Below are 24,747 nucleotides of genomic sequence, written 5' to 3' on the forward strand. Positions count from 1 at the left end.
TCAGTGAAGAACAGGATAGTATTCGGATGAAATACAGAAAAACTCTTTTTACAGAATGAAGTGTTGAATCTTAATTGATGAAATCTGTTGAAAGTTATTTATCGAAAACTGTTGAATTCTACTTGACGGTTACATATATGGTCTACAAGCTTTGCTAACCCAGAAAAATATGTTCATAAATTAGGAAACCTAGTCCTATTGACTAGAAGGAAAAATGCACAGGCAAGTAACTTTGAGTTTCCTAAAAAGAAAACCTCGTACTTTCAGTCATCTAAAGGTGTTTCTACCTTTGCAATTACTTCTCAAGTAATTCAAGAGGATGTATGGACACCAAATATTATCGAGAAAAGACAACAGAAATTAATCAATCTTTTGGTTGAAACATGGAATTTAAAATAGAAATATAAAAATGCACCTTAATAACTTGAGAAAAACTCTCGTTATTGGGTGCATATTTATTTACTAGAGATAGTGATTATTTTAACAAATCGCATTGATTCGCTCTTCTACATGTCCGAGCTCTTTTTTCAAAATACCAATGCAATCGATATTCACAAATCTCCAGTACCCAGCCAAACAAAACATCCTCATGTTGCTCATCAATTTCTATCTGCGTACCAAACACACCACCCTCAAACATAAACATTCCTTTAGAAGACCCACTCCACTTCGTCATCGGCATAGTAGCAATCAACTTAGCTACTTTACCTTCATCATATTCCCGAAGCGACCGACCTTGTCTATCTGATAGATCCGCATCACGACGATATGGCTTCTCCATTAAAAACGCATGGAAGAAAGGGGCGACTTCATTTGGTGTAACAGGTCGATACCAATCCGATGCGCCTCTTGTCAGCATGTACTTCAGTAGAATCATCTTATAGCTTTTATTCATTAAGGTTTTATTGATTTCAATGAGTAGGTCCCTATATTGCGTGAGGACTTCTTTCTCTAACTCACTTAGTTCACCCGCATACTCCAAAAGAATTGGGTACGTCTTGAACTTCTGTTGAATCGCTTTGACATCTTCGTTTGCTTTCAAATGATACTCAAGATACGTCGGGCGGTGTCCGAGTTCTGCTTTTAAATCGAAATAGGCGTTAATCAGTCGCTGTTGGATTGGTTCGTTTTGTTTCATTGCTTCAAGTAAGTCGATGATAGCTGTTTCGAAATGGAACTCGAAATAACCGCTTTCGGTAAATGTTTCGCTGTTAATCTTTGTAGGTAATTCTTTGCTTTCGTTAAATACTTCGAACTTCTTTCGTGCGTTGCGATAGTTTCCGATTAGGTCGATGATTACGCAATGTGATTTGCCGGTAGCTAAACGCAAGCCGCGTCCGATCTGCTGGGTGAAGACGGTGAGTGATTCGGTAGGGCGCGCGAATAGGAGTGTGTCTACGCTCGGGATATCGACGCCTTCGTTGAATAGATCGACGGTGAAGATGATGTCGAGTTGGCCTGTTTCCAACAAGTTGCGTGCATTAGTGCGTGTGTGGCGGTCCGTGTTTCCATATAAAGCTAGTGACCGGTAGCCTGCTTTGGTGAAGTATTCGCTCAAGTAGATCGCTTGCTTAATGGAGGAACAGAATCCGATGGTGCGCGTTTGTTTGTTTTTGTTCCATGCGTTGAGTACCGCTTCTGCGTAACTGTCACGTACTTGCAAGCGCAGTAATTCTTCTTCGTCGTAGCGATTATTGCGCCACTTCAGTTGGCTGTAATCCGTTTCGTCGAGTACGCCATAGTAGACGAAAGGGGAGAGCCAGTTTTGCCGAATAGCGTCTAGGAAGTGAATGGAAATTGCTTCGTTGCCGTCGCATAGGCTGTATACGTCTTTGTTATCAAGTCGGTCGGGTGTTGCGGTTAGGCCGAGTAGGAACTTTGGTTTGAAGTAGTCGAGTACTCGCTCGTATGTAGTGGCGGCCGCATGATGGAATTCGTCTACGACAACTAGATCGAACGCTGTCGGAGAGAATTGGTGCAAGTGGTATTGCCTCGCGAGTGTCTGGATCGATGCGAAGACGAATTCCGTGTCTGCTTGTCTTTGCTGGCCGTTGTAGATCCCACTTGTACGATTCGGAAAGACCCGGGCGAATGAAGCTTGTGCTTGCGTGAGTAGTTCTTCACGATGGGCGATAAAAAGTACGCGTTTATATGATTCTGCGAAAAAGGCTGCGAGATACGTTTTCCCGAGTCCCGTTGCGAGGACGACGAGTGCCTTTTCATAGCCTGCTTCAACGGTTTGATTGAGCGCAGTGAGAGCTAGTTGTTGGGCAGGTCGTGGATCCAAGACAGACGATTGATAAGGTGCTGTTGGATCGACGATGCTGCTTTCTTCTTGTTCCGTTGTGCCGAATGTCATTTCGATTTCAGTTTGAGGTTCCCATACCGAACTAAATGGTAGTTTCCGATTTGTTTCGTCGTATCGTGTTCTATACAAATCGATTTGTTCATTGTTGATCAGCACGGTGTTTGGAGATAAGAACATTTTCATGAATTCGTCTGCAGACGTTTCGAAAATTTCTTCGTCGACTGTCGATGGTGCATAAAGGTTCCATTCGATTCCTTTCGTCAATGCAGACCGCGATAAGTTAGACGAGCCAATGATGACTGTGGAGCTGTTTTGTGACTTGAATAGGTACGCTTTTGGATGAAAGGACGTACCGCCACTTTCGATCATACGAAGTTCGGCAGTGGGTACACCTTCATGTAATAGTTGCAGTGCATCCGGTTGTGTAATCGATAAATAATCCCCGGTTAGTATTTTGATATCCGCGCCACGCATAGAAGCATCACGTAAAACGGGGAGTACTTCCTTCACGCCAGTTTTCATCATGAACGCTGTCATCCAGTAGATCGTATCGGCTTCTGCAGTTAATCGTTTTAAGTCATCTAGCAAATTTTTCGTCAGTAGGCGTAGCTTAGTCATCCGCCACTTCCACCAAATAAATTCTTTCATCAAACCCGCCACGTGCTGTAGCTTTCTCCGCACGTACAGCTTCTAGTTCCTCGACCGTCGCGCCGTGATAAGCCGCTGCCGCGTGAATGAGTTCCAATAGGTCAGACAGTTCCTCCACAGCATCTTCTGCGTTCGTTGCTTCTTCGTACTCCGCTAGTTCTTCGTGCATTTTCTTATGTAGTTCAGCTATGTATTGTGAATCAGTCAACGTATGCGTGACGCACGTTTTTCCGTCGGCTTCGATGATCTCTGGGATGAGGTCGCGGACGAGTTTATTATAGATCGGCATAGGGGTCTCTCCTTTGACTTTGTTAGTTGCTTCATTCTACCATAATTCGTCATTTGCTGTGATAGCAGAAAGGGTTTCATTATCCAATTGTCGAAATATATCACATAATTAACATGAAATTTAAAAAATATGTAGACTTATAGCCTAAACAGTCTAAAAGTGATTGACTACTATAGGCAAATAGTAAATAATAAATAGTAAGTACTTCGTTTTACATAACATTAGTTGTGAGTATTAAGAATCATTATAAACTATAAATTTACCTATCTACTAAGTGGAGAAGGAGGAGCGAATGTTTTCGACATCAGACTTTCAAGAATACACACAAATATTCGGAACCTATTCACTGAAGATGATTGTAGTCTCTTTTTTAGTGATGGGATTCGCATCCTATACCGCACTCGTATTATATGAACGCATGCAAAAACCAAGTATCTTCAAACGGGAAGTGTGGCTGGTACTCACTTCTTTGTCCCTAGCATTCGGGGTATGGTCTACGCATTTTTTAACATTTAATTCGCTATGGTTACCTATTGAGATCCGTGTACATTATGGTTGGGCCATTATGTGTATTTTGCCGATTTTTCTTGCGGTGTTGCTAATCATTCAACTTGTGCAAAGTCCCTTGAGAGTACGCTGGCGATATGTAGTAGCTGCGCTGCTCATTGTCATCGGGATGGGTACGATGCATTTTTTAGGCGTAAAGTCGATTAAGTTAAATGCCTATGTTAGTTTTGATTGGAAAGTAGTGCTTGCGAGCAGTATAGTAGGTGGTTTATTTGCCTTTCTAGCTATTCACGGTACGCGTAAGGCGAAGCGTAGTGGGATTTCTAAAGTACTCGCCGCTTTGTATTTGTCAGTAGGTACGCTTACGATGCATTACTTTATCATAGGGGGTACCCACTATTACATAGACGAAGGACAAGCGGTAAGTGAATCTGCCATGCATATGAATATCATGAATGCCTTGATCGGCATTGGAGTTGGGTTATTACTTCTTGGGATGTTATTGACCTCTTATATTGATCGCTATGTCGATTATTGGCTGAAGTATTATGATGTGTTGACGAAATTGCCGAATCGACGCAATTGGGAGCGGTGTTTGACAGGTGATATCGCAATAGGAGACGTCGCCATTTGGAATTTCCCTGATCTGCAGCGTATTAATCAATTATACGGCTATACAGAAGGGGATAAAATTTTGAAGGAACTCGGTGCGTTGCTTGCGAAGTGGAAACCTTCATACGCACAGTTGTATCGTGTCAGCGGAAATCGGTATTTATTTTGTGTGGAGCAGGCAGGGCGAACTGCGGACTTTTATAAGAACCTTGTGATCATGCAGCGTGAAATGGATCAACTATTGGCTATTCAAAATCAAGAGATGCGCTATGCATGTGGATTAGCTAAGGCTGATCAGAACAAGTCTGTGAAGACATTGTATAAAGAGGCGTTGATGGTTGTGGAACAAGCGGCCGCTTCGCATGAAAGGGGATTGTTGACGTTCGACCCCGTTATCCATGGAAAGTCCTATGAGCAAGATGTCTTGCGCGATATTTCCGAGGCGTTGGATGAAAAACATATCTATTTGGTTTACCAACCGAAAGTAAAAGGGGCTGCACATGAGTTCGTCGGTGTGGAAGCATTGCTTCGCTGGACGCATCCAGAACTTGGTGTGATCCCGCCCGTGACGTTTATTCCCATATTGGAGCGAGAAGGGCGAATGGGTGAAGTGACGGACTGGATTATTCGCGAAGTGTGCAGACAAATTCATAATTGGGATTCGCAAGGCATTCATGTGCCGCAAGTAGCGATTAATATCCCTGGTGAATACGTGACAGAACCGCGTTTGCTTGATTTGTTATGGAAAGAAACCAATGTGTACCGATTTGACCCCAGCCGCATTGAACTGGAGATGACGGAAACGAGTAGCGCGAAGTCCACCACTCAGGCTATTGCTGCGATGAAGCGATTCAGGCGTTATGGATTCTCGATTGCACTCGATGATTTTGGGACAGGTGTGTCGTCTTTGTCCTTTTTACAGCGGATGCCCATTACGACGTTGAAGATCGATAAGTCCTTTACGGACGGGGTACCGGCACCGGTGAAGAAGTGCGCGGTGCTAAATGCCATACTAACGCTTGGGAGCTCGATGGACCTGAACATAGTCGTCGAAGGGGTAGAGCAACTAGAACAAGTGGAATTTCTGCTTGATTTGAAACCGGATTTGACCTTCCAAGGGTACTATTTCTCAAAACCATTGACCGTTCCACAATTTGAAAACTGGCTAGCGGAATCGATGAAGCGAGGATTCGTCCACCCATAACGTTGTGTTAGTAGTAGATTTATTTTCACTGTCATAGATTAATAGCCAATTGATGTGATATACTAGTTCTATTGCACCAATGAATTGTATATTCTATGAACGCATATAATAGTAATAGACCATATCGTCTGAGAGGGTGAAAGAATGTGTCCAATGAGTCAGGTATTTTATTGGAAAGCGGTACGAATGAGTTGGAGATCGTCGGATTTGAGATGCAAGGAAATCGTTACGGCATTAATGTGATCAAAGTGAAGGAAATTATCATGCCATTGAAGATTACGCCGATTCCCCATGCCCACTTTGCGGTGGAAGGCATTATTCAGTTGCGCGGTGAAGTGTTGCCGGTCATCAGCATGGAGAAAATATTAGGAATGGCACCTTCAAGCCACCCAGACGATGCCAAGTATATCGTCGCTGCTTTCAATAAACAAACGGTCGTCTTCCGTGTACATAACGTGACGCAGATCCACCGTATTTCTTGGAATCAAATCGAGAAACCTTCTGGCATTTATGCAGCAGAGAACTCTCAAGTGATTGGCGTCATCAAGCTGGATGGCGAAATGTTGTTGTTGCTTGATTTTGAAAAGATCATTATGGATATTAATCCGGATGCAGGGATTAACGTGGAGCAAGTGAAGAAGCTTGGGAAGCGTGAACGGTCAGATAAACGCATTTTGATTGCGGAAGATTCTCCGTTATTGCGTAAATTATTGTATGACACGCTCAGTGAAGCAGGCTACGCGAATCTCGACTTCTATGAAAACGGCAAAGATGCGTTTGATTATTTGGAGTCGCTAGTGGCGGATGGTATCGATGTGAAGAAGGAAATTCAGTTGGTGATCACAGATATCGAGATGCCGCAAATGGACGGTCATCACTTTACCAAACGGATTCGTGAAACGCCAAAACTTATGGACTTGCCGGTAATCATTTTTTCTTCACTCATCACGGATGACCTGAAACATAAAGGGGACAGTGTGGGAGCGGACGATCAAGTGAGTAAGCCGGAAATTGCAGAATTGGTATTGAAGATTGATACGTATATATTGTAAGAGTGGGGGGACTTCCGTTTTTTGCGGGGGTCTTTTTTTCTTTGTGTGCATTTCAAGACTAGATGGTTGTGTAAGTATAAAGACAACTGTCTAAAAATAGCTACACTTGATTATAGCTACAGAGACTGAATGTGCGAGAGTATAAGGTTATGCTAATTGGCATAACTCTTGCAAGTATATAGTTGAATTGTAAATTAGTTGTACAGATGGAAAGAGAGGAGACTCAATTTATGTTCAATAAAATATTAATTGCGAATCGTGGAGAGATTGCTGCAAGGGTGATAAGAGCATGCAAAGAAATGGGAATTAAAACAGTTGCGATCTATTCGGAAGCAGATGCAGAATCTTTGTACGTTACAGCTGCTGATGAAGCATACTTAATTGGACCTGCCCGTGTGAATGAAAGTTATTTGAATATAGACAAGATCGTTGAGGTAGCGAAAGCATCTGGGGCTGAAGCTATTCATCCGGGTTACGGTTTGCTTTCGGAAAATGTACAGTTTGTAAAAAGTTGTGAAGAAGCGGGGCTAGTTTTTATTGGACCAAAATCTGATGCAATAGATAAAATGGGCAGCAAAATTGAATCAAGAAAATTGATGGAAAAAGCCGGTGTACCAATTACTCCTGGTATTAGCCATTCATTAGAAGATGCAGAAGAGGCAGTTGCAGTTGCAGAGAAAATTGGTTATCCTATTATGTTAAAAGCTTCTGCTGGTGGTGGAGGAATTGGTATACAGACGGTGAGGAACAGCGAAGAATTGACAAAGGCGTTTGGTAGTAATCAAAAAAGGGCGACGGACTTTTTTGGGAATGGTGATATATTTATTGAAAAGTTTGTAGAAAACCCTAGACATATCGAAATTCAAATATTGGCTGATAGTAAACAAAATACGGTCTACTTGTGGGAAAGAGAGTGTTCCATTCAACGTCGTCATCAAAAAGTATTGGAAGAAGCACCATCTTCTTTTTTGGATGAGGAAACAAGAGTGAAAATGGGTGAGGTTGCTGTGAAGGCTGCGAAAGCAATCGGATACGTCAATGCTGGAACTATTGAATTCTTAGTAGACGAAGACCAGAACTTCTACTTTCTTGAAATGAATACCAGATTGCAAGTAGAGCACCCAATTACAGAGGAAATCACAGGAATTGATATCGTTAAAGAACAAATCAATATTGCAGCAGGAAAAGACCTGCCATTCAGACAAAGTGAAATTAAAAAGTTGGGTCACGCTATTGAAGTACGAATTTATGCAGAAGATCCAAAAACATTTTTCCCGTCTCCCGGTAAGATCACTAAACTGCAGTTGCCGAGTGGTGAAAATGTGCGACATGAACTGGCGATAAATGAGAGTTCGGTCATCACGCCATTCTACGATCCTATGATTGCGAAGTTAATTGTGAAAGGAAATACAAGAAATGGAGCTATTGAAGAGATGAAGAAGGCTCTTGATCAGTATATTGTAGAAGGAATAAAAACGAATATCCCTATGTTAAAAGAAGTGATTGCGCACAAAGCATTTTCAGAAGGTAATACGACGACAAACTTTGTAGAGGAACATCTGCGAGAGAAGTTAGCTCAGTTATGAAGATAAAGAGTTATAATACACTATGAAAGACAGGCTGCCTGGACTCCATATTATATTGGAGGTAGGTAGCCTGTTTTTTATTCTTCGATCTTAAAACTCGATTCTTCTTTGATTTGGAACTTTTCAATTCTGTAATAGAGAGACGAGCGACTGATCCCTAACATTTCAGCTGCTTTGGTTCTATTGCCATCTGTTTTTGTGAGCGCTTCAATTAATAGAGACTTCTCAGTGTTATTAATTAGCTCTTTTCGGTTTAAACCATTAGATTGTAAAGGTGACTGTCGAACTTCTTGTTGAGGTAATTCTATGGGTTGAATTCGTGATTGATCAAGATGTATATTCTCCGCGTCAATCCAATTACTGGCTGTAAAGTGAAACGCACGCTCCAACACATTCTCTAACTCTCTAACGTTGCCCGGCCATTTGTGTTGGGCTAACTTTTCCAAAGCTTCATTTGTTATGCCGTTAATTTGTTTATACGTTTTTGATTTGAATTTGTTAATGAAATGTTCGGATAGGAGCGACAAATCTTCGAGTCTTTCGCGAAGCGGAGGTATGTGTAACTGTATAACATGGAGTCGGTAATACAAATCTCTCCTGAACGATCCATCTTGAACCATAGCAAGTAAATCTTTATTCGTTGCTGCTAAGATTCTTACATCCGCTTGTATTGTTTTAATCCCGCCTACCGCTTCAAATTCTTTTTCTTGTAATACCCGCAAAATTTTCACTTGCAACGATAATGGCATGTCACCAATTTCATCTAAAAATAACGTCCCACTTTTCGCTAATTCAAATTTCCCCGGTTTTCCACCTTTTTTCGCTCCAGTAAAAGCACCATCTGCGTAACCGAAAAACTCAGATTCCAATAGTTCTTCCGGTATGGCGCCACAATTGACAGTGATAAATGCTCCTGGTCTCCCAGAAGCTTGGTGAATTCCAGCAGCAAATAATTCTTTTCCTGTCCCGCTTTCACCAGTTAATAAAATATTCGAGAATGACTGCGCAGCAGTATAGGCATCATTTTTAAGGCTATTAATTTGTTTATTTTTCGAAATGATCAGTCCAAATGGATTGTTTTCAAGTGAGACCTTCAGAAGTTCTCCACGATAATAAGAGATTTCGGTTTCAAGACGCTCCATTTGTTGTAAAAGGTCTTTCCAGTCTTCTAATTGTTTAAATATAAACTTGAATATAGCCCCGATAGTTTTGCCCTCTTCAATGATAGGCATTTGAGACAATATGGCTTGCTGACCTTTAATCTGTAAAAGTTCTCCCGCAATACTTTCATTGTGAAGAATACTTTTATCGGCCGGTATTTCTGGCAGAAGAATTTTTATATGTTGATTGATGACTTCTTTTGTTGATTGATATCCGAGTAATGACAAAATACCATGATTAGCTCTCGTAATTATACCTTCCGAATCTGTGATAAGAACTCCGTCGTAAGAGAGTTCTAATGCGCTATCTAATGTTTTTTCAATGCTCTTTGTAGTTTTCAATTCCTTTGCAATTTTCTCTAGTTCGGTAATTTCCTTCAGCACTACAATCGCTCCGATCACAACGTCCCATTCTATGATTGGAATAAAAGTTGCAATCGTTGTTGCTTTTGAAAAACTGACCTTTTTTACGAAGCTTTTCTTTGTTGTAATAGAATCCTTTAGATTTTTAAATAGAGTATGTGATATATCCAAGATTGAAAGGTTTAGAAATTCATCTTTTTGAATTTCGATAATGGTAACGGCAGCGGTATTTACTGAGGTTATACGCATCTCCAAATTAACTGAAATGATGCCATCTTCCAAGCTATTTACCAAAGAAGATAATTGGTTGGCGGAACTTTTTGTATCAGTAATCAATCCTGAAATTACTTCTGCTGTTGCTAAAATGCCGGTGACATGGCCTGCTTCGTTTAGAACGACAGCGTGTGCAATGTTTTTTTCGATTAATAATTTCTTACCATAAATAAGATAATCATTTTCGTTCAGTGTGACGACGTTTTTAATAATAACCGGTTCAATTACTGCATCGAATGCTTCGTTTTCCAGTAGTAAGCGATATAAAGAGTATTTTGTAACGATACCTAAGAAGTGTTCATGTTTATAGACACAAGCGATGTCCTGTTTTCTATTTAAAAAAAGTTTCATAACGTCTTTTGCGGTGGCGTCATTGGAAACTTTAATAAAGTTTGAAGAAGCAAGTTGGTGAACTCTGATAGGTAACATCTCCTTTTGATTGATGAATCTTGGTTTTTCTCGATGTTTCACTAGTAGTCTAACAAGCTAATGCTTAAACTAACAAAACGAATGGGTAATTTAAGTTTATATGGAAGGAAAAAGAAAATCAACACAACTGTGCGAATATTTGTACAACTATCAGATATTTTACACATTTGGCTATACTCATATAATCCTAGTTTAGAAGAAATACACGGTTTGTCTGCAAATAATAGTTGGCATGACTCTTGCAAGGTATATAAGTGAATTAAAAATAGGATTATGAGGAGTGGTGCAATTGCGTAAAGATTATCAAAAGTACTTATCAGAGAAAGAGCGAATCATAAAGGGTGGAAGAGAAAAGTATCATAAACAAAATGAAGAACAAGGTAAGTTATTTGTCAGAGAGAGGTTAGAAATGCTTTTTGATCCGAATTCGATTGTCGAGGATGGGTTGTTCGCGAATAATCTAGATCCATCGCTTCCAGCAGATGGCAGTGTAACGGGCATCGGAGAAATAAATGGTCGAACTGTATGCTTCTTAGCAGCAGATTCTACTGTTAAGGCGGGCTCATGGGGACCGAAGTCTGTCGAGAAAAATATTCGTATCCAAGAGAAGGCTGCGGAATTAAAAGTTCCTATCATATATCTTATCGATTCGGCGGGGGGGAGGATAACAGAACAGTTAAATGTTTTCCCCGGTAAACGACAAGGTGGCAAGATATTTTACAACCAAGTCCAATTATCAGGTGTGATCCCCCAGATCACAATATTATTTGGACCATCGCCAGCAGGATCCGCGTACGTTCCAGCATTTTCTGATTTGGTTATTATGGTTGATGGAAATTCAAGTGCGTATCTAGGGTCTCCGAGAATGGTAGAGATGGCAATTGGTGAAAAGACCACAATGGACGAAATGGGCGGCGCTAGAATGCATTGTTCGGTAAGTGGGTTAGGTGATGTGTTAGTAGATAGCGAGGAAGAAGCGATTGATGCTTGTAAACGATACTTAGGGTATATGCCCCAGTCTTGGAAAGATTGCCTTCCTGTAGAAAATGGAGTAGACCCAGTTAGTGGAAGAGACGTGAAAGATATAGTTCCTTTAAATGAGAATACGCCGTTTGATATGTATGAATTGATTGATCAAGTAATTGACGAAGGAAGCTGGTTTGAATACAAAAAGCTATTTGCGCCAGAGTTAATTACAGGATTTGCGCGATTGAATGGAGAAGTAAAAGGAATTATTGCCAATCAATCCAAAGTCAAAGGTGGAACATTATTCGTTGATTCACCAGATAAGGCTGCACGATTTGTGATGATTTGTAATGCGTATAATATTCCGTTGCTTTATTTGTCAGATGTACCTGGTTATATGATTGGCTCAAAAGTAGAGCAGAGTGGAATTATCCGGCATGGTGCCAAGATGATTTCAGCACTTTCAGAATCCACGGTTCCTATTATTTCATTAGTAGTCCGCAAATGTTACGGCGCAGGTCTTTATGCAATGGCAGGACCGGCATTTGGTTCCGATGTAGTGTTAGCGTTGCCTAGTGCACAAATAGCGATAATGGGTCCACAAGCCGCAGTGAATGCAGTTTATTATAACAAGATTCAAGAGCTTCCGGAAGATGAGCGCGCGGCTTTCATAGATGAAAAAAGAAATGAATACTTACAGGATGTAAATCTCTTCAAAGTAGCTTCAGAATTAATTATTGATGACATAGTTGGTTTTGATGACATTCGGACTGAAGTGATTCGTAGATTCAAGTTCTATAAGACAAAGTCTGTTATGAAGTATGAAAAACGTAATGCGGTACATCCAGTGTGATGAGTAAATAGTTAGGGGGATGAAAATGAGTTATGAAACGGTGTTATATGAAACATCCGAGAATATAGCGAAGATTACGATGAATCTTCCTGATATGAGAAATCCTTTAGACGAACAGTTAACAAGTGATTTAATACATGCAATCCAAAAGGCAGATAGTGATTCAGAAGTCCGGGCCATCATTTTAACGGGAGCGGGGAAAGCATTTTCTGCGGGTGGAAATTTAAAAGACTTTAAAGAGTACGCTGAAAAGTCGGTTCCGCAACTTTACCAAGAAGGTTTGGAAAGTACTGTGTTATTTAAGTTAGGCGCAATTGTAAAAACCCCCATAATTTCTTCTGTTAACGGTGCAGCGCTTGGCGGTGGAACAGGTCTCGTAGCGATGTCGCATATTGCAATTGCATCAGATCAAGCAAAACTGGGACTAACTGAAATGAAATTGGGACTCGTCCCATATGTAATCTTGCCGTGGGTAAGGCGGGCTGTCGGTGATCGTCGTTTCATGGAGATGATGTTGACAGCAGAAGTGATAGATGCTGAAAAAGCAAAAGAATATCAATTAGTGCATCATGTAGTGCCCCATGATCAACTAGAAGAAAAGACGTGGGAACTTGCGAAGACAATCGCCTCTCATAGCCCATTGGCGGTTGGGCTAGGTATGGAAGCATTTTTCGCAACAGAGCAAATGGACTTTATGAGGTCTTTCGATTACCTATCTACATTGAGACTGGTGTCCTTTAAAAGTGAGGATTTAAACGAAGGCGCATCCGCATTTTTAGATAAAAGAAAACCAATATGGACGGGGAAATAAGGAGAGATACTTATGATAGAAATACTATCGCCAATGGGCGGAAGTGTCTGGAAAACTGAAGTTCAAGTTGGAGATACAGTAGCCGTTGGGGAAGTTTTAATTATATTAGAATCAATGAAAATGGAAATTCCGATTGAGGCGACAGAGGCGGGTATTGTGAAAGAAATAAAAGTAGCAGAAGGCGACTTCGTACAAGAAGGCGATACTGTGATCACTATTGAAACCTGACAAATAGAGGGAGGTTATACAAGATGAAAACGGTTCGAGTCGGAGCGGCACAAGGTTTTTATGGAGACACAATAGAGCCAGCTGTCGCTACAGCTAAATACGGTAATGTAGATTACCTGAGTTTTGATTGTTTGGCAGAATTAACAATGGCTATACTCGTAAAAGATAAGCAGAAAGATGAAAGTGTCGGCTATACACGGGATATCACTACATCAATGAAAGCCTTGCTTCCTTATGTAAAAGAAAAAGGCATTAAACTGTTAACAAACGCAGGTGGGATTAATCCACTAGGTGCCCAAAAAGAAATTATTCGTGTTGCAAAAGAGCTAGAAATGGATGATTTGAAAGTGGCAGTTGTGACTGGCGACAATTTATTTGATCAAATGGATAGCTTACTATCTAAAGGTGTCTTATTTGATCATATGGAAACTGGAGAATCCATTAGTGAAGTGCAAGCTAAGCTAATGTTTGCGAACGCATATATTGGATCAATGCCGATTGTTGAAGCGCTAAAACAAGGCGCTGATATTGTAGTTACGGGTAGAACCACTGACACAGCACAGTTTTTGGCACCATTAATTTATGAGTATGGTTGGTCAGAAGACGATTGGGATCGACTTGCAAGTGGTATTTTTATGGGGCATTTATTGGAATGTTCCGCTCAATCGACAGGTGGAAACTTCAGTGGTGACTGGGATCAGATTGAGGGCATGGAGAAAATTGGTTATCCAATAGCGGAAATGAGTGAAAGTGGAGAATTTATTATTACGAAGGTAGAAGAGAGTGGAGGACGCGTATCTGTAGATACAGTGAAAGAACAAATGCTGTATGAAATACATGATCCTTCAGCTTATGTAACGCCTGACGTCACTGTCGATCTAACGCAAGTGAAGCTCGAGCAAGTTGGAGACAATCGTGTACAAGTGAGCGGTGTTAAAGGGAATCCTAAACCAGACAACTTAAAGGTTATGATGGGTTATGAGGATGGGTATATGGGGCAAGTGCTTGTTGGCTATTCATGGCCGGATGCTTTGAAAAAGGCGAGAAAATCAGATGAAATCATACGCCAACAAATTAGCAAAAATGGGTTAACGTACGATGAAATACAGACGAGTTACTTAGGCTATGATTCGATACACGGTCCACTGGCAAGTGAGCCTAGTGAGGATTTGAACGAAGTGTATTTGCGAATAGCGGTACGAGGCAAAACGAAAAGGGATGTACTGCAGTTAAATCGTTTAATTCCCCCGTTATTCCTTAATGGTCCTCCAGCAGCAGGCGGATTTTTCGGAAATATTCCACCCAGACAGTTGCTTGGTATGTGGGCATCGCTCATTCCGAGAGAACTGGTAGAAAGCCAAGTGAAGGTTGTCGTGGAGGAGGTGGGCACGTATGCCTAAAATTCTGTTGAAAGATATAGCACAAGCACGATCTGGAGATAAAGGCAATACAGTCAACATCGGATTATTTGCTCCAAGTAGAGAGTTGTATGAAATTTTTGCTCAACAAGTTACAGCAGAAAAAGTGAAAGAGCACTTTCAAGAATTGATTGAAGGAGAAGTGATCCGCTATGAAGTGCCAACTATAAACGCTTTTAACTTCATATTAAAGGGAGCTTTGAATGGCGGCGGTTCAAGATCTATCCGGATCGATAGTCTTGGCAAGTGTTTCGGTGCAAATTTACTGCGAATGGAAATAGAAGTTCCAGAAGGTGTGCTGAAAATATCCAATCAAACAGTTAATAAAGCGGGGGTATACGTATGATATATGAACCTTATTTTACGGAAGGGCACGAACAGTTACGCAAAGTCATTCGAAAGTTCGTCGAGAAAGAAGTGAAACCGTTCGTAGAAGAGTGGGAAGAGGCCGGTGAATTCCCAATAGAAATAATAAAAAGAATGGGAGATTTAGGTTTTCTTGGACTTCGTTATCCTAAAGAACTCGGAGGTCAAGGCGGAGATTACTTTACATCTATCGTGTTTGCGGAGGAACTTGCCAAGTGTGGTTGTGGCGGATTTCCGATGGCGGTCGCCGTTCAAACGGATATGGCTATACCCCCAATTGCGGAATTTGGCAATGACGATCAAAAGAAACGATTTTTCATTCCAGCTGTTAAAGGGGATAAGCTTGCTGCAATTGGGATTTCTGAACCGAATCATGGTTCCGACGTGGCTTCTATTGAAACACGAGGGCGAAAGCAAGGCAATGAGTGGATTATAAATGGTACGAAAATGTTTATTACAAACGGTTCGCGTGCAGATTTCGTTACGCTTGTCACAAGAACATCAGACGAACCAGGTTATAAAGGACTCAGTCTAATCTTAGTAGACCTTGATAGCCCGGGTGTTTCTATCAGTAAAAGATTGGACAAAGTAGGTATGCGTTCATCAGATACGGCTGAAATACTATTTGATAATGTCAGTGTGCCGGAAGCGAACTTGCTAGGAGAAGAAGGAAAAGGTTTCTCGTATATTATGTGGGAACTGCAAGGAGAGCGACTGATTTCAGCAGCAGCTTCGATCGGGTTGGCCGAGTCTGCCTATGATCTAGCTTATGAATATGCGAAAACGAGAAAGCAGTTTAATCAACCGGTAGCTAATTTTCAAGTGATTTCTCATCTATTGGCTGAAATGAAAACGGAAATAGAAGTATGCAAAGAATTGACGTATGCGACTGCGTACCGCTTTTCCAATGGCGAAGTACCGAGTAAGGAAATTTCAATGACAAAACTAGCAGCTGCGCAAATGGCCCACTGGGTTGCGGATCGGGCATTGCAAATATTCGGTGGTAACGGATATATGACAGACTACCCTATTGAGCGCATTTGGCGCGATTCAAGACTTAATCGTATTGGAGCAGGGGCAGATGAAGTGATGAAAGAAATCATCTCAAAACAAATAGGCTTATAAATCATCGGAAAAGGAAGTGAGAAAATGGCCCACTGGATGTTTAATGAAGATCATCATATGTTTCGCAAATCAGTAAGTAAGTTTGTAGAAAAAGAGATTGTGCCATTTGTTGAAGAATGGGAAAAAGCGGGCGAGGTTCCAAGATGTCTTTTTGAACAAATGGGGGAGTTAGGATTTTTAGGGACTAAGTTTCCAGTCGAATATGGAGGAGCAGGGTCTGACCTTATTATGGATGCCGTTTTTAATGAAGAACTCATAAAATGTGGATCAGGTGGAGTAGGAGCTTCTATTGCCGCTCACATCGGTATAGCCATGACGCCGATTTGGAAGTTTGGTAATGATGAGCAGAAGAAAAAATACTTACAACCAGGTATTGAAGGAAAACAAATCGCTGCATTAGGGATCACCGAACCAAATGCAGGTAGTGACGTCTCCTCACTAGTTACAAAAGCCGTTGATAAGGGTGACCATTATGTATTGAACGGATCAAAAACCTTTATTACGAATGGAGCTACCGCCGACTATGTAGTGGTCGCTGCAAAAACATCCGATGAACCAGGACATAAAAATATGAGTCTTTTCATCGTAGAAAGTGATTGGGAAGGGTTTTCTGTCGGAAAGAAACTCAGCAAGTTAGGGTGGCGGGCATCTGATACAAGCGAGCTCTATTTTGACAATGTAAAAGTTCCCAAAGAGAATTTGATTGGTAATCTCAATGAAGGATTCAAGTATATTATGATCAATTTCCAATGGGAGAGATTGACGATGGCGCTTTCAAGTATCGCATTAGCTGAAAAGGTATTGGAAGATGTTATTCGTTACAGTAAAGAACGAATCCAATTTGGCGGGCCGCTAGTTCAATTCCAAGTGCTTCGACATAAGATGGTCGATATGGCTGTAGATATTGAGAAGGCCAGAAGCATAACGTATCGGGCAGTTTACCAATATAACAAAGGACATGATGTTACAACAGAGGCAACGATGGCAAAAGCATATGCGGCTGAAATGGTGAGCAGAGTATGTGACCAGGCGCTTCAAATACATGGCGGGAGTGGCTATATGATGGAGTATCCTGTTCAGCGCTATTGGCGAGATGCGAGACTTCAGTCCATTGGTGGCGGAACAACGCAAATCATGAATGAAATTCTAACGAAAAGACTGAACATAAATTAACAATTACGAGGGGGAAGTATTATGTTGGATGAAATTTCAGTAATTAACCGTGTTGCAATAGGTGATATTCTTCGTAGATCTGCAAGTCGTTATGGTGATAAAACAGCTCTCGTGGAAGGCGACAAAGAACTTACGTATCGAGAGCTAGATGATGCGTGCAATAGTTTCGCTAACTATTTAATTGGAAGTGGTTACAAAAAGGGCGATACCATTGCAACTATATGTGCTAACTCCATCGAACACGTAATTGCAATGTATGGCATTCAAAAAGCAGGTCTAATATGGGTACCGATAAATCCAGGCCTATCTCCTAAAGAAAGAAGATATATTTTAAATAAAGCAGATGTCAAGATGACGATTATTGACAATGAAATATTACAGGTCAATCCTTCGAATTTTGCGGATGATCAACTATTGATAGTCAATAAAGAAGAGGGTGGGCTTGGAAATTCCTTTGATGAAGCTCTTGTCGGTCAGTCTAGCGAAGAACCAGATGTTGATATTAAGGACCGCGACATCGCACAAATTATGTTTACAAGCGGTACGACGAGTGATCCAAAGGGTGTTCGTATTAGCCATTTAGCTGTCTACTTTACTAGTTTAAGTAACATTATTGAAGTTGGTATAAATAAGGATGATGTTCAAGTAGCGGTGTTGCCAATGTTTCATTGTGCCCAGCACTCATTTTCAACATCGTTCCTAACCATTGGTGCAAAGATTACTATTGTTAAAAAGTTCGAACCGGAGAACTTTATGCAAGTAATTGAAAAACATAAAGCTACATTTTTATTTGTATTACCGATCATCTATCGGGCAATTATTCATCATCCCAGTCGAAGTAAATATGATATTTCATCTTTAAAAACATGTATGTATGCGATGGCACCAATGGATAGAAATACATTGGAAAAAGGTATCAATGAGCTTGGGGCAGATTTCTTACTGGGCACTGGGCAAACCGAAATGTATCCAGCTACAATGCTATTTAAACCTGAAGAGCAGCTAAAAAGATTTGGTTCTTACTGGGGGACGACAACAATTCTGAACGATACAGTAGTGATGAATGATGAAGGTGAAATCTTGCCAAGAGGTGAAATTGGTGAAATCGTGCATCGCGGTCCAAATGTCATGAACAGTTACTTGGATAACGACGAAGAAACAAAAGCAAGTCGTTTGTTCGGCTGGCATCATACAGGAGATTTAGGATGTTGGGATGAAGATGGGCAAATGGTATTTGTAGACCGGAAAAAGGATATTATCAAAACGGGTGGAGAAAATGTAGCCTCCATCAAAGTGGAGCAAACACTATTAAATCATGAGGGAATTGAAAATGTAACGGTTGTAGGTCTTCCCAATGAAGAGTGGCACGAAGCGGTAACTGCTTTTGTTGTAACTAAACAGGGAGCCAACATTACTGAACAAGAGATTATTGCTTATTCCAAAGAGCATCTTGGTGGATTCCAAGTTCCTAAAAAGGTTGTATTTATAGATACGATCCCGATGACGACGATTGGGAAAGTCCAAAAGCAAATATTACGAGAAGAATATGCAACACTGTATATGGAAATCGACAGTGTTAACTAATAATGGAAGTGAGGAGAATCCGTTAAGCAGTTATTGCCTTGAAGGATACTAGCGAACATATAAGTCTTCAAGACGTTCATGACTTTTGCGAAGTAAAGCTTGCCCATTTTAAAATTCCGAGGCAAATCGAACTTGTTAATGAATTGCCAAGAAATGCTACAGGAAAGATATTAAAGACTGTTTTACGCTCTGAGGTGATTGAAAATTCAATGAATTGATGGAGGTAGATCAACATGTTCAATAAAAAGTTTGAGCACTTTGAAGTAGGTGAAACATGGAGTTCCAGAGGTCGTACGATTACTGAGTCGGATCTTGTGATGTTTGCCGCATTCAGTGGAGACTGGCATCCGCTTCATACAGATAAAGAGTATGCAGAAAATAATACGCCATTTAAACAAAGAATTGCACACGGCATGCTGGTGTTGTCAGCTGCTACCGGACTTCAAATAATGGAGCCGGAAATCATTGTCGCTTTTTATGGAATTGATCATCTCAGATTTATACAGCCGACATTCATAAATGACACGATACACGTTGAATTAGAAGTAACGGAGTTAGAAGATAAGAAAAATGGCACTGGAGTTGTAACTGCCATTCAAAAAATTATTAAACAAACGGGTGAACCCGTGACGACAGGTGTCTTGAAAGTGCTTATTAACAAAGAGAAGCAGTGAATAAGAAGGAGCTGTGATTGAAATAGAAAGTAAAACTGAAATTAAAATGTACGATTGGCAGATGATTGTCGATAAACTGTATACGTATTTACGCATAAAAACAGTTCCCATTGGTATGAAAATGTTTGAGAAAGTGGAGGACATGGAAGCCATAGATAAAATAAGAAGACCATCAGCCGTACACACAACGGATCAAGTCGTGGCACAAGCAGCTAGATTAGGATGGACTGTAGGTATAACTGCAGAAGACTTGGTTATGCCACAATGCAGTGTGGTTCTTGGTTTACACCCCCGCGATGAAGAATGGTTATCTGGGAAAGAGATGGAGGGAGTATGGTTTGAAAACCGTGAAGATTCCGCTGCGCACCAAGCGGCAATGACTGTTAATCCTTATGGCAGATATGAAGCAATGGCAGTTTCACCCCTTGTTTCAGATCGATTGAGTCCTCCTGATATTTGTTTGATTTATGCTACACCAGGACAGATGATGCTCTTTCTCAATGGTCTACAATGGAAGAACTACAAAAAGTTTGAATGGGATTTCGTTGGAGAATCATCCTGTGCGGACTCTTGGGGACGCGCGCTTGCTACAGGTGAACCTAGCTTGTCGATCCCATGTTTTGCAGAACGGAGATATGGTGGAGTGTTGGATGATGAGTTATTGATTGCATTATCTCCAGATGATTTAGTTAAGGCATTAGAAGGGGTAGAAAGATTAAGTAGAAATGGCTTGCGCTATCCAATACCACAATACGGGATTCAAATGGATGTTCGAAGTGGACTTGAAGCTAGTTATGGTAAAACTAAATAATTTTCAGATAAACGAACGCCTCAATTTATGGGCTGTTAAATAGGTTATACAAAACTGCGTTACTTTTTCAGAGAATCTTGTAAGCCAGTTCCCAACTTTAGGGACTTCCGTGTAATGCTGAAGTCTTTTTTGTTCATATAAAAACCACGAGCCACTTTCCGTTTGACAGGAAAGTGGCTTGTGATCGTTATATGGAATGATTTTGGTAGATTTACTAGATTATTTGTTTTCGCCGGAACCTTGATCTTCACGTGATTCGGTTACATCTTCTGGAGCAGGCTTTTTTCTAATATCGTAATACTTATCCGCTCCAATACCGCCTTCACCAATCATCTTGGAAATTTCCTTCGTCCGCATCTCGTTCTTTTTAATAATTTCTATTCTGTCGTCTTTAGCCATTTGCAATTCCTCCTTATAATAAAAGACCCATGTGCTTTTCAAGAAAGAGAATCTGACTCTACTTCTATTTTACCATAGTAGAGTAGACGATTGCGAATAATCGAATATATCCTCATTATTTAATTGTGTACTAGTATATTCATGGTGTGTAATAAATGGAACTAATGGTATATTTATTGGAAGTAGTTACGTGTGACTTTGAAAGTGGAATGACAGGAGGTATAGATCAATTGAGGAAATTATTCGTGTTACTGGTCATTGCGAGTGTGTTGGTAGGGTGTGGCGAGAAGCAATTATCTTATTCGGAAGTGACGATCGACAGTGTGGATGCGGATGTAAAAAACTTTATTGATGGTATAGAAACTGCAGACGAACCTGATGGAAATGGTATTTATATGTACAATGAAACGGAAAAGGAACGATTCTTATATCTGAATCAAAATTTCTTGGATAACGGAAAAGGATTTGGCGAAGTGGGTATTAGAACGGATGAAGACACTTTCCAGATTTACTTGCAGGAGAATGATGACCCGACAGAAGATGAATATAGATTATATAAGATTACATTGGATCGGACGTATGAGTATATGCGCGTCTTTAAAGACGATGAGGAAACGTATTTTCAGTTAATAGGCGTATGAATGTAAAAGAAATCAAGTGGAATGCAAGCAGAGGAGAGATCATATGAAGTTAGTCGGGTGTATTGTAGTGGCGGGTGTTTTGGGCATTTTGGCGTTAATCGGTCCAATAGGTTGGTATGCGTTAGCTGCTATTATTGTCGGAGTGATTTTTAGGTCATTTTGGTTGTTGAAAGAAATACATCAACATACCGTTCCTGTCGATCCATACGATGGAGTGAACGATCCATACGAGAGATATATTCTTGAGCGCGAGGAACGGGAGAAGCAAGAGCAAAGTGGTTGAGACTGAGCGTCAATAGACTGTCCTGACGATTCACTACTATGGCGCGATGGCTATACAAATTTCATGCCATGGGGCCGTGATTATGAAGGTAGGAGATGTGCAAAGTGGGAATACTACTTCCAATAATAATGGCGATTTCAGTATGTGTAACATTCTTTTCACTTTTTTCGCTGTTGTAAAACGTTCGTGGAGGGCCATGTTAGTTTCTTTTATTGCTTGAATTCCATTAGAAAAGAGAAACTGAAATGCTTTTCATATATTCATTGCTAGGATTCTTTATGATCTTTTTCTCTATCTTTGCGGTTCGTGCAATTTCAGAGGAGAGGCATAATTTTATGATTTATACTGTTCTGCGTCACTCTGCGGAGGGGGTACATTATTTTTAATTTTGTATGGATTGGTTGGAATGTAACCCCGCTAACAGGTGCGATTAATGCATAAGAGTTACGCTATAATTGGGCTATTTTAGAAGTTAAGGAGCTGACAATGCGGTGTTCTTCAAAAAGATGAGCGATAAAGAATCATTCAACTCGAGAAAAGGAATGATTTTCGGTTTTTATGCTTACATGCTAGTATCAGCAGTGAACTATTTTTATTATTTATCTACAGAAAGCATCTTGTTCTCTCCTAGTTATATTTTTTGGAGTGGTTTATTAGCTTTCTTTTTGTTTGAGTTTATTTTAAATCTTAGAGACAAATTCATTAGAAAAAATATAGATAATTGAATTGTTCGTTTTTATTCTAGAATCGGGTGCAATTCTTGAAAAAGGATTGCCCCTAATTTAGTAATAGGACTATTTTGTTGAATGAAACCTATAGGGCATTCATCCGTATATAAATTAAGGGAAACAAAGCAAAGTAATATAGTTATTGGATGTAATCGTAGAATAAGTAATTTTTATATGAACGGACAAAGAATGATAAAGGAGTGGTGAAATGAAGAAGGTATTTGAAGCTATATATGACGGTCACCGAATACAAGTTGAGAATAGATGGTTTACAGGCGAGAAGTTGTATGTAGATGGAAAATTGCAAGATGAAAATTTAGGCTTAGCATTTAGAGGGACTTTAAATGGGAGTATTAGGAATGAAGGAAATGAATCAAAGAGCATAAAAGTGACTCTAGGAGGATTTTTTAGTATCCGTTGTAAAGTCTTTGTAGACAATATAGTAGTTTCTTCGTATCAAATTAAAACAAGTGATTAAATACTTCCAAAATAATTGGGTATGAGTCAGGTTGAAATAATACAACGACTCCCAGCAATAGGGTGCAATAAACGAATAAAATCCGTGCTGCAATCGGGCCAGATTATTGGTTAAGGAGGTTTTAAGGTGAGCAAAAAAACTATCTTGATTTTAGGGATCGTTTACGCGGTTGCGACTCTTATCTTGAACAATGTCCTGCATACTGCTATCGGAGGATTTATGATGACATTAAGTTTAATAGCATTGGTAGTGGCAATTGTAGGTGCTATTTATTACTTAATTAAGTTTTCTATCAAACAATTTATTTATAATTGGAAAAACCTGAACAACATTGAATAATTCAAACTTGTTAAAATTACTACAAGAGGGTGCAATTCTTCAAAAAGGATTTGCATCTTTTCAGTAACAGGATCATGTGTGGAATAACTAAAATAACGGTTTTCTGTATTTAGACTCAACTTCATCGTACTGTGACATATTCAAATATTTGTTAGGAGGGCGAGTATGAGGTGTTTTAAACATGTCTTTATAGGGATTACATTTTTAACGATTTTCTTAACCGCTTGCGGTATGGGAGAAGATCAAGAGATTGATCAAAAAGAGAATGTAATGAAGCCAGAAGAGTTTTCCAGTACATTTCTAAATGGGGACTTTGAGAAGGTTTACAGTCAGATGAGCAAAGCATTTCAAAAGGAAGTTTCGTTGAAGCAGCTACAAGAGTTAGGTAATGATTTTAATCAGGACGTTACCGCATATATTTTACAATCGGAACTACCTTATCATAATGGCTCCAAGCAATACACGTGGACAGATGATAGTGGATCCAAAGGTATGGTGGCAGTCTTTGATGAGAATGACATCATTCAAGGATTACAGATTATGCCACTCACTATGTACCCCGAAACTGATAATGTGTATACAGAAACAGTCATGCAATTGCCTTTTCAGGATACGTGGTATGTATTTTGGGGAGGTACAAACAGTCTAGTTAATTACCATTATGAATATGAAAACCAACGCTATGCCTACGACTTCGTCATAATGGAAGAGGGAACCACTTACGAAGAAGACCCTTCCATGAACGAAAGTTATTATGCATTTGGCAAGGAATATCTGGCCCCAGCTGATGGAATAGTCGCTAAAGTAGAGAATAATGTAAAGGATAATCAACCAGTTGGTCAAATGAATGAGGAACAACCCTTGGGGAATTATGTCATCCTTGATCACGGTAATAAGGAATTTAGCTATCTTGCCCACTTTAAACACCAGTCGATCCTAGTAAATGAAGGAGATAAGGTCCATCAGGGTGACGTACTTGGCCAAGTCGGCAATTCTGGAAATTCCAGTGAACCACATATCCATTTTCACGTATCTGACTCTCCCGATCCTGCGTCTTCTAAAAGTATCAACATTAAATTTAATCGCGAGAATCCATTTATCCAAGGTGATTTTGTGGAATAAGTTTAGTAGTCAATAGAGTTTAACATTTCTCTATATTCCGGGTGATTGAGTCTATATTTCAATCGGGCCAAAATGGGGGGGTTCTTTGTATTCTGTAATTTTTGTCTCGGTAGCTTTAGCTGTAATTATTTTCTTAGCTATGGCAGCGACAATTAAAGATAGTCAAGAACGCAGGGATGATAATTAATACTTATCTTTGAATTTTTTATTCTGAATTGGGTGCGTTAACTGAACAACTGTTGCGCACCAATTGGGCCATTATCTTATACGGAAAGTGTAACGTTTTTCATTAAAACTCGTCTGATTTTTTAAGGAGA

24 protein-coding genes are annotated in these 24,747 nt (G+C 40.1%); 20 read left to right on the forward strand and 4 right to left on the reverse strand.

Annotated features, from left to right (window positions below; all coding sequences use genetic code 11):
* Positions 1 to 135: 135 nt before the first annotated feature.
* Positions 136 to 399 (forward strand): HNH endonuclease family protein, encoded by a 264-nt coding sequence (locus CSV61_RS15720; RefSeq protein WP_099639998.1) that lies wholly within the window; start codon positions 136 to 138, stop codon positions 397 to 399.
* A 76-nt stretch (positions 400 to 475) separates the two neighbouring features.
* Here CSV61_RS15720 and CSV61_RS15725 read toward each other — a convergent pair whose 3' ends face one another.
* Entirely contained in the window at positions 476 to 2,926 is a 2,451-nt protein-coding gene (locus CSV61_RS15725) for a DEAD/DEAH box helicase family protein (RefSeq protein ID WP_099639999.1), read from the reverse strand.
* Positions 2,919 to 3,245 carry a nucleoside triphosphate pyrophosphohydrolase gene (locus CSV61_RS15730; protein ID WP_099640000.1) on the reverse strand — a complete coding sequence of 109 codons (327 nt, stop codon included), beginning with the start codon at positions 3,243 to 3,245 and terminating at the stop codon, positions 2,919 to 2,921. Before CSV61_RS15730 ends, CSV61_RS15725 begins: the two co-directional genes overlap by 8 nt.
* 292 nt (positions 3,246 to 3,537) lie before the next feature.
* Here CSV61_RS15730 and CSV61_RS15735 point away from each other — a divergent pair, with 292 nt between their 5' ends.
* From CSV61_RS15735 to CSV61_RS15745, 3 genes are all read left to right on the forward strand, one after another.
* On the forward strand, positions 3,538 to 5,568 hold the full coding sequence (locus tag CSV61_RS15735; RefSeq protein ID WP_099640001.1) for a bifunctional diguanylate cyclase/phosphodiesterase: 2,031 nt from the start codon (positions 3,538 to 3,540) through the stop codon (positions 5,566 to 5,568).
* 146 nt (positions 5,569 to 5,714) lie between these two features.
* On the forward strand, positions 5,715 to 6,620 hold the full coding sequence (locus tag CSV61_RS15740) for a chemotaxis protein (protein ID WP_099640002.1): 906 nt from the start codon (positions 5,715 to 5,717) through the stop codon (positions 6,618 to 6,620).
* Between the two features lie 230 nt (positions 6,621 to 6,850).
* Entirely contained in the window at positions 6,851 to 8,206 is a 1,356-nt protein-coding gene (locus CSV61_RS15745; RefSeq protein WP_099640003.1) for an acetyl-CoA carboxylase biotin carboxylase subunit, read from the forward strand.
* 77 nt (positions 8,207 to 8,283) lie between these two features.
* On the opposite strand, the gene CSV61_RS15750 is transcribed toward CSV61_RS15745, so the two are convergent.
* A complete protein-coding gene (locus tag CSV61_RS15750) occupies positions 8,284 to 10,431 on the reverse strand; it encodes a sigma-54-dependent Fis family transcriptional regulator (RefSeq protein WP_099640004.1) in 2,148 nt (715 codons plus the stop codon).
* Positions 10,432 to 10,714: 283 nt separating this feature from the next.
* Between CSV61_RS15750 and CSV61_RS15755 the strand changes: the two genes are divergently transcribed.
* Genes CSV61_RS15755 through CSV61_RS15805 form a run of 11 tightly spaced genes read left to right on the forward strand, consistent with a single transcriptional unit; the run spans position 10,715 to position 20,440 of the window.
* Positions 10,715 to 12,250, forward strand: a complete 1,536-nt coding sequence (locus CSV61_RS15755) for an acyl-CoA carboxylase subunit beta (protein WP_199173655.1) — start codon at positions 10,715 to 10,717, stop codon at positions 12,248 to 12,250.
* Positions 12,251 to 12,275: 25 nt separating this feature from the next.
* A complete protein-coding gene (locus CSV61_RS15760; RefSeq protein WP_158233871.1) occupies positions 12,276 to 13,061 on the forward strand; it encodes an enoyl-CoA hydratase/isomerase family protein in 786 nt (261 codons plus the stop codon).
* 12 nt (positions 13,062 to 13,073) lie between these two features.
* Positions 13,074 to 13,289: a biotin/lipoyl-binding carrier protein gene (locus tag CSV61_RS15765; RefSeq protein ID WP_099640007.1), complete on the forward strand. Its 216-nt coding sequence runs from the start codon at positions 13,074 to 13,076 to the stop codon at positions 13,287 to 13,289.
* Between the two features lie 23 nt (positions 13,290 to 13,312).
* Positions 13,313 to 14,689: an acyclic terpene utilization AtuA family protein gene (locus CSV61_RS15770; protein WP_099640008.1), complete on the forward strand. Its 1,377-nt coding sequence runs from the start codon at positions 13,313 to 13,315 to the stop codon at positions 14,687 to 14,689.
* Positions 14,682 to 15,053 carry an AtuA-related protein gene (locus CSV61_RS15775; protein ID WP_099640009.1) on the forward strand — a complete coding sequence of 124 codons (372 nt, stop codon included), beginning with the start codon at positions 14,682 to 14,684 and terminating at the stop codon, positions 15,051 to 15,053. The genes CSV61_RS15770 and CSV61_RS15775 overlap by 8 nt, the downstream gene beginning before the upstream one ends.
* Positions 15,050 to 16,198, forward strand: coding sequence for an acyl-CoA dehydrogenase family protein (locus CSV61_RS15780; protein WP_099640010.1), 1,149 nt, complete (start codon positions 15,050 to 15,052; stop codon positions 16,196 to 16,198). The genes CSV61_RS15775 and CSV61_RS15780 overlap by 4 nt, the downstream gene beginning before the upstream one ends.
* Positions 16,199 to 16,222: 24 nt before the next feature.
* Positions 16,223 to 17,371, forward strand: a complete 1,149-nt coding sequence (locus tag CSV61_RS15785; RefSeq protein WP_099640011.1) for an acyl-CoA dehydrogenase family protein — start codon at positions 16,223 to 16,225, stop codon at positions 17,369 to 17,371.
* A 21-nt stretch (positions 17,372 to 17,392) separates the two neighbouring features.
* The gene (locus CSV61_RS15790; RefSeq protein WP_099640012.1) at positions 17,393 to 18,955 is read left to right on the forward strand and encodes an AMP-binding protein; all 1,563 of its coding nucleotides are present in this window, start codon (positions 17,393 to 17,395) and stop codon (positions 18,953 to 18,955) included.
* Between the two features lie 38 nt (positions 18,956 to 18,993).
* Entirely contained in the window at positions 18,994 to 19,173 is a 180-nt protein-coding gene (locus CSV61_RS17385) for a hypothetical protein (protein WP_099640013.1), read from the forward strand.
* A 15-nt stretch (positions 19,174 to 19,188) separates the two neighbouring features.
* Positions 19,189 to 19,629 (forward strand): MaoC/PaaZ C-terminal domain-containing protein, encoded by a 441-nt coding sequence (locus CSV61_RS15800; RefSeq protein ID WP_099640014.1) that lies wholly within the window; start codon positions 19,189 to 19,191, stop codon positions 19,627 to 19,629.
* Between the two features lie 13 nt (positions 19,630 to 19,642).
* The gene (locus tag CSV61_RS15805; RefSeq protein ID WP_233193658.1) at positions 19,643 to 20,440 is read left to right on the forward strand and encodes a DUF169 domain-containing protein; all 798 of its coding nucleotides are present in this window, start codon (positions 19,643 to 19,645) and stop codon (positions 20,438 to 20,440) included.
* A 219-nt stretch (positions 20,441 to 20,659) separates the two neighbouring features.
* Here the strand turns inward: CSV61_RS15805 and CSV61_RS15810 are convergent, their stop codons facing one another.
* A complete protein-coding gene (locus tag CSV61_RS15810; protein ID WP_099640015.1) occupies positions 20,660 to 20,839 on the reverse strand; it encodes a hypothetical protein in 180 nt (59 codons plus the stop codon).
* 155 nt (positions 20,840 to 20,994) lie between these two features.
* On the opposite strand from CSV61_RS15810, the gene CSV61_RS15815 reads away from it, so the two are divergent.
* The 5 genes from CSV61_RS15815 to CSV61_RS15840 all read left to right on the forward strand — a co-directional run bounded on the left by CSV61_RS15815 (position 20,995) and on the right by CSV61_RS15840 (position 24,430).
* Positions 20,995 to 21,480 (forward strand): hypothetical protein, encoded by a 486-nt coding sequence (locus CSV61_RS15815; protein WP_099640016.1) that lies wholly within the window; start codon positions 20,995 to 20,997, stop codon positions 21,478 to 21,480.
* A gap of 43 nt (positions 21,481 to 21,523) precedes the next feature.
* The gene (locus CSV61_RS15820) at positions 21,524 to 21,763 is read left to right on the forward strand and encodes an ATP-dependent Lon protease (RefSeq protein WP_099640017.1); all 240 of its coding nucleotides are present in this window, start codon (positions 21,524 to 21,526) and stop codon (positions 21,761 to 21,763) included.
* Positions 21,764 to 22,699: 936 nt separating this feature from the next.
* Positions 22,700 to 22,969, forward strand: a complete 270-nt coding sequence (locus CSV61_RS15830) for a hypothetical protein (RefSeq protein ID WP_083034755.1) — start codon at positions 22,700 to 22,702, stop codon at positions 22,967 to 22,969.
* A 126-nt stretch (positions 22,970 to 23,095) separates the two neighbouring features.
* Positions 23,096 to 23,308, forward strand: coding sequence for a hypothetical protein (locus CSV61_RS15835; protein ID WP_099640018.1), 213 nt, complete (start codon positions 23,096 to 23,098; stop codon positions 23,306 to 23,308).
* Between the two features lie 165 nt (positions 23,309 to 23,473).
* Positions 23,474 to 24,430: a M23 family metallopeptidase gene (locus CSV61_RS15840; RefSeq protein ID WP_233193659.1), complete on the forward strand. Its 957-nt coding sequence runs from the start codon at positions 23,474 to 23,476 to the stop codon at positions 24,428 to 24,430.
* Positions 24,431 to 24,747 lie beyond the last annotated feature (317 nt).

This window comes from Sporosarcina sp. P3 (assembly GCF_002743415.1).
GTDB lineage: Bacteria > Bacillota > Bacilli > Bacillales_A > Planococcaceae > Sporosarcina > Sporosarcina ureae_A.

What these genes read in the sequence shown, in the direction of transcription:
- CSV61_RS15785 (WP_099640011.1), top strand. Translation starts at nt 16,223, where the DNA reads ATGGCCCACTGGATGTTTAATGAAGATCATCATATGTTTCGCAAATCA.
- CSV61_RS15840 (WP_233193659.1), top strand. Translation starts at nt 23,474, where the DNA reads ATGAGGTGTTTTAAACATGTCTTTATAGGGATTACATTTTTAACGATT.
- CSV61_RS15830 (WP_083034755.1), top strand. Translation starts at nt 22,700, where the DNA reads ATGAAGAAGGTATTTGAAGCTATATATGACGGTCACCGAATACAAGTT.
- CSV61_RS15765 (WP_099640007.1), top strand. Translation starts at nt 13,074, where the DNA reads ATGATAGAAATACTATCGCCAATGGGCGGAAGTGTCTGGAAAACTGAA.
- CSV61_RS15790 (WP_099640012.1), top strand. Translation starts at nt 17,393, where the DNA reads ATGTTGGATGAAATTTCAGTAATTAACCGTGTTGCAATAGGTGATATT.
- CSV61_RS15735 (WP_099640001.1), top strand. Translation starts at nt 3,538, where the DNA reads ATGTTTTCGACATCAGACTTTCAAGAATACACACAAATATTCGGAACC.
- CSV61_RS15770 (WP_099640008.1), top strand. Translation starts at nt 13,313, where the DNA reads ATGAAAACGGTTCGAGTCGGAGCGGCACAAGGTTTTTATGGAGACACA.
- CSV61_RS15815 (WP_099640016.1), top strand. Translation starts at nt 20,995, where the DNA reads ATGGAACTAATGGTATATTTATTGGAAGTAGTTACGTGTGACTTTGAA.
- CSV61_RS15750 (WP_099640004.1), bottom strand. Translation starts at nt 10,431, where the DNA reads ATGTTACCTATCAGAGTTCACCAACTTGCTTCTTCAAACTTTATTAAA.
- CSV61_RS15820 (WP_099640017.1), top strand. Translation starts at nt 21,524, where the DNA reads ATGAAGTTAGTCGGGTGTATTGTAGTGGCGGGTGTTTTGGGCATTTTG.
- CSV61_RS15730 (WP_099640000.1), bottom strand. Translation starts at nt 3,245, where the DNA reads ATGCCGATCTATAATAAACTCGTCCGCGACCTCATCCCAGAGATCATC.
- CSV61_RS15745 (WP_099640003.1), top strand. Translation starts at nt 6,851, where the DNA reads ATGTTCAATAAAATATTAATTGCGAATCGTGGAGAGATTGCTGCAAGG.
- CSV61_RS15725 (WP_099639999.1), bottom strand. Translation starts at nt 2,926, where the DNA reads ATGACTAAGCTACGCCTACTGACGAAAAATTTGCTAGATGACTTAAAA.
- CSV61_RS15810 (WP_099640015.1), bottom strand. Translation starts at nt 20,839, where the DNA reads ATGGCTAAAGACGACAGAATAGAAATTATTAAAAAGAACGAGATGCGG.
- CSV61_RS15775 (WP_099640009.1), top strand. Translation starts at nt 14,682, where the DNA reads ATGCCTAAAATTCTGTTGAAAGATATAGCACAAGCACGATCTGGAGAT.
- CSV61_RS15760 (WP_158233871.1), top strand. Translation starts at nt 12,276, where the DNA reads ATGAGTTATGAAACGGTGTTATATGAAACATCCGAGAATATAGCGAAG.
- CSV61_RS15800 (WP_099640014.1), top strand. Translation starts at nt 19,189, where the DNA reads ATGTTCAATAAAAAGTTTGAGCACTTTGAAGTAGGTGAAACATGGAGT.
- CSV61_RS15780 (WP_099640010.1), top strand. Translation starts at nt 15,050, where the DNA reads ATGATATATGAACCTTATTTTACGGAAGGGCACGAACAGTTACGCAAA.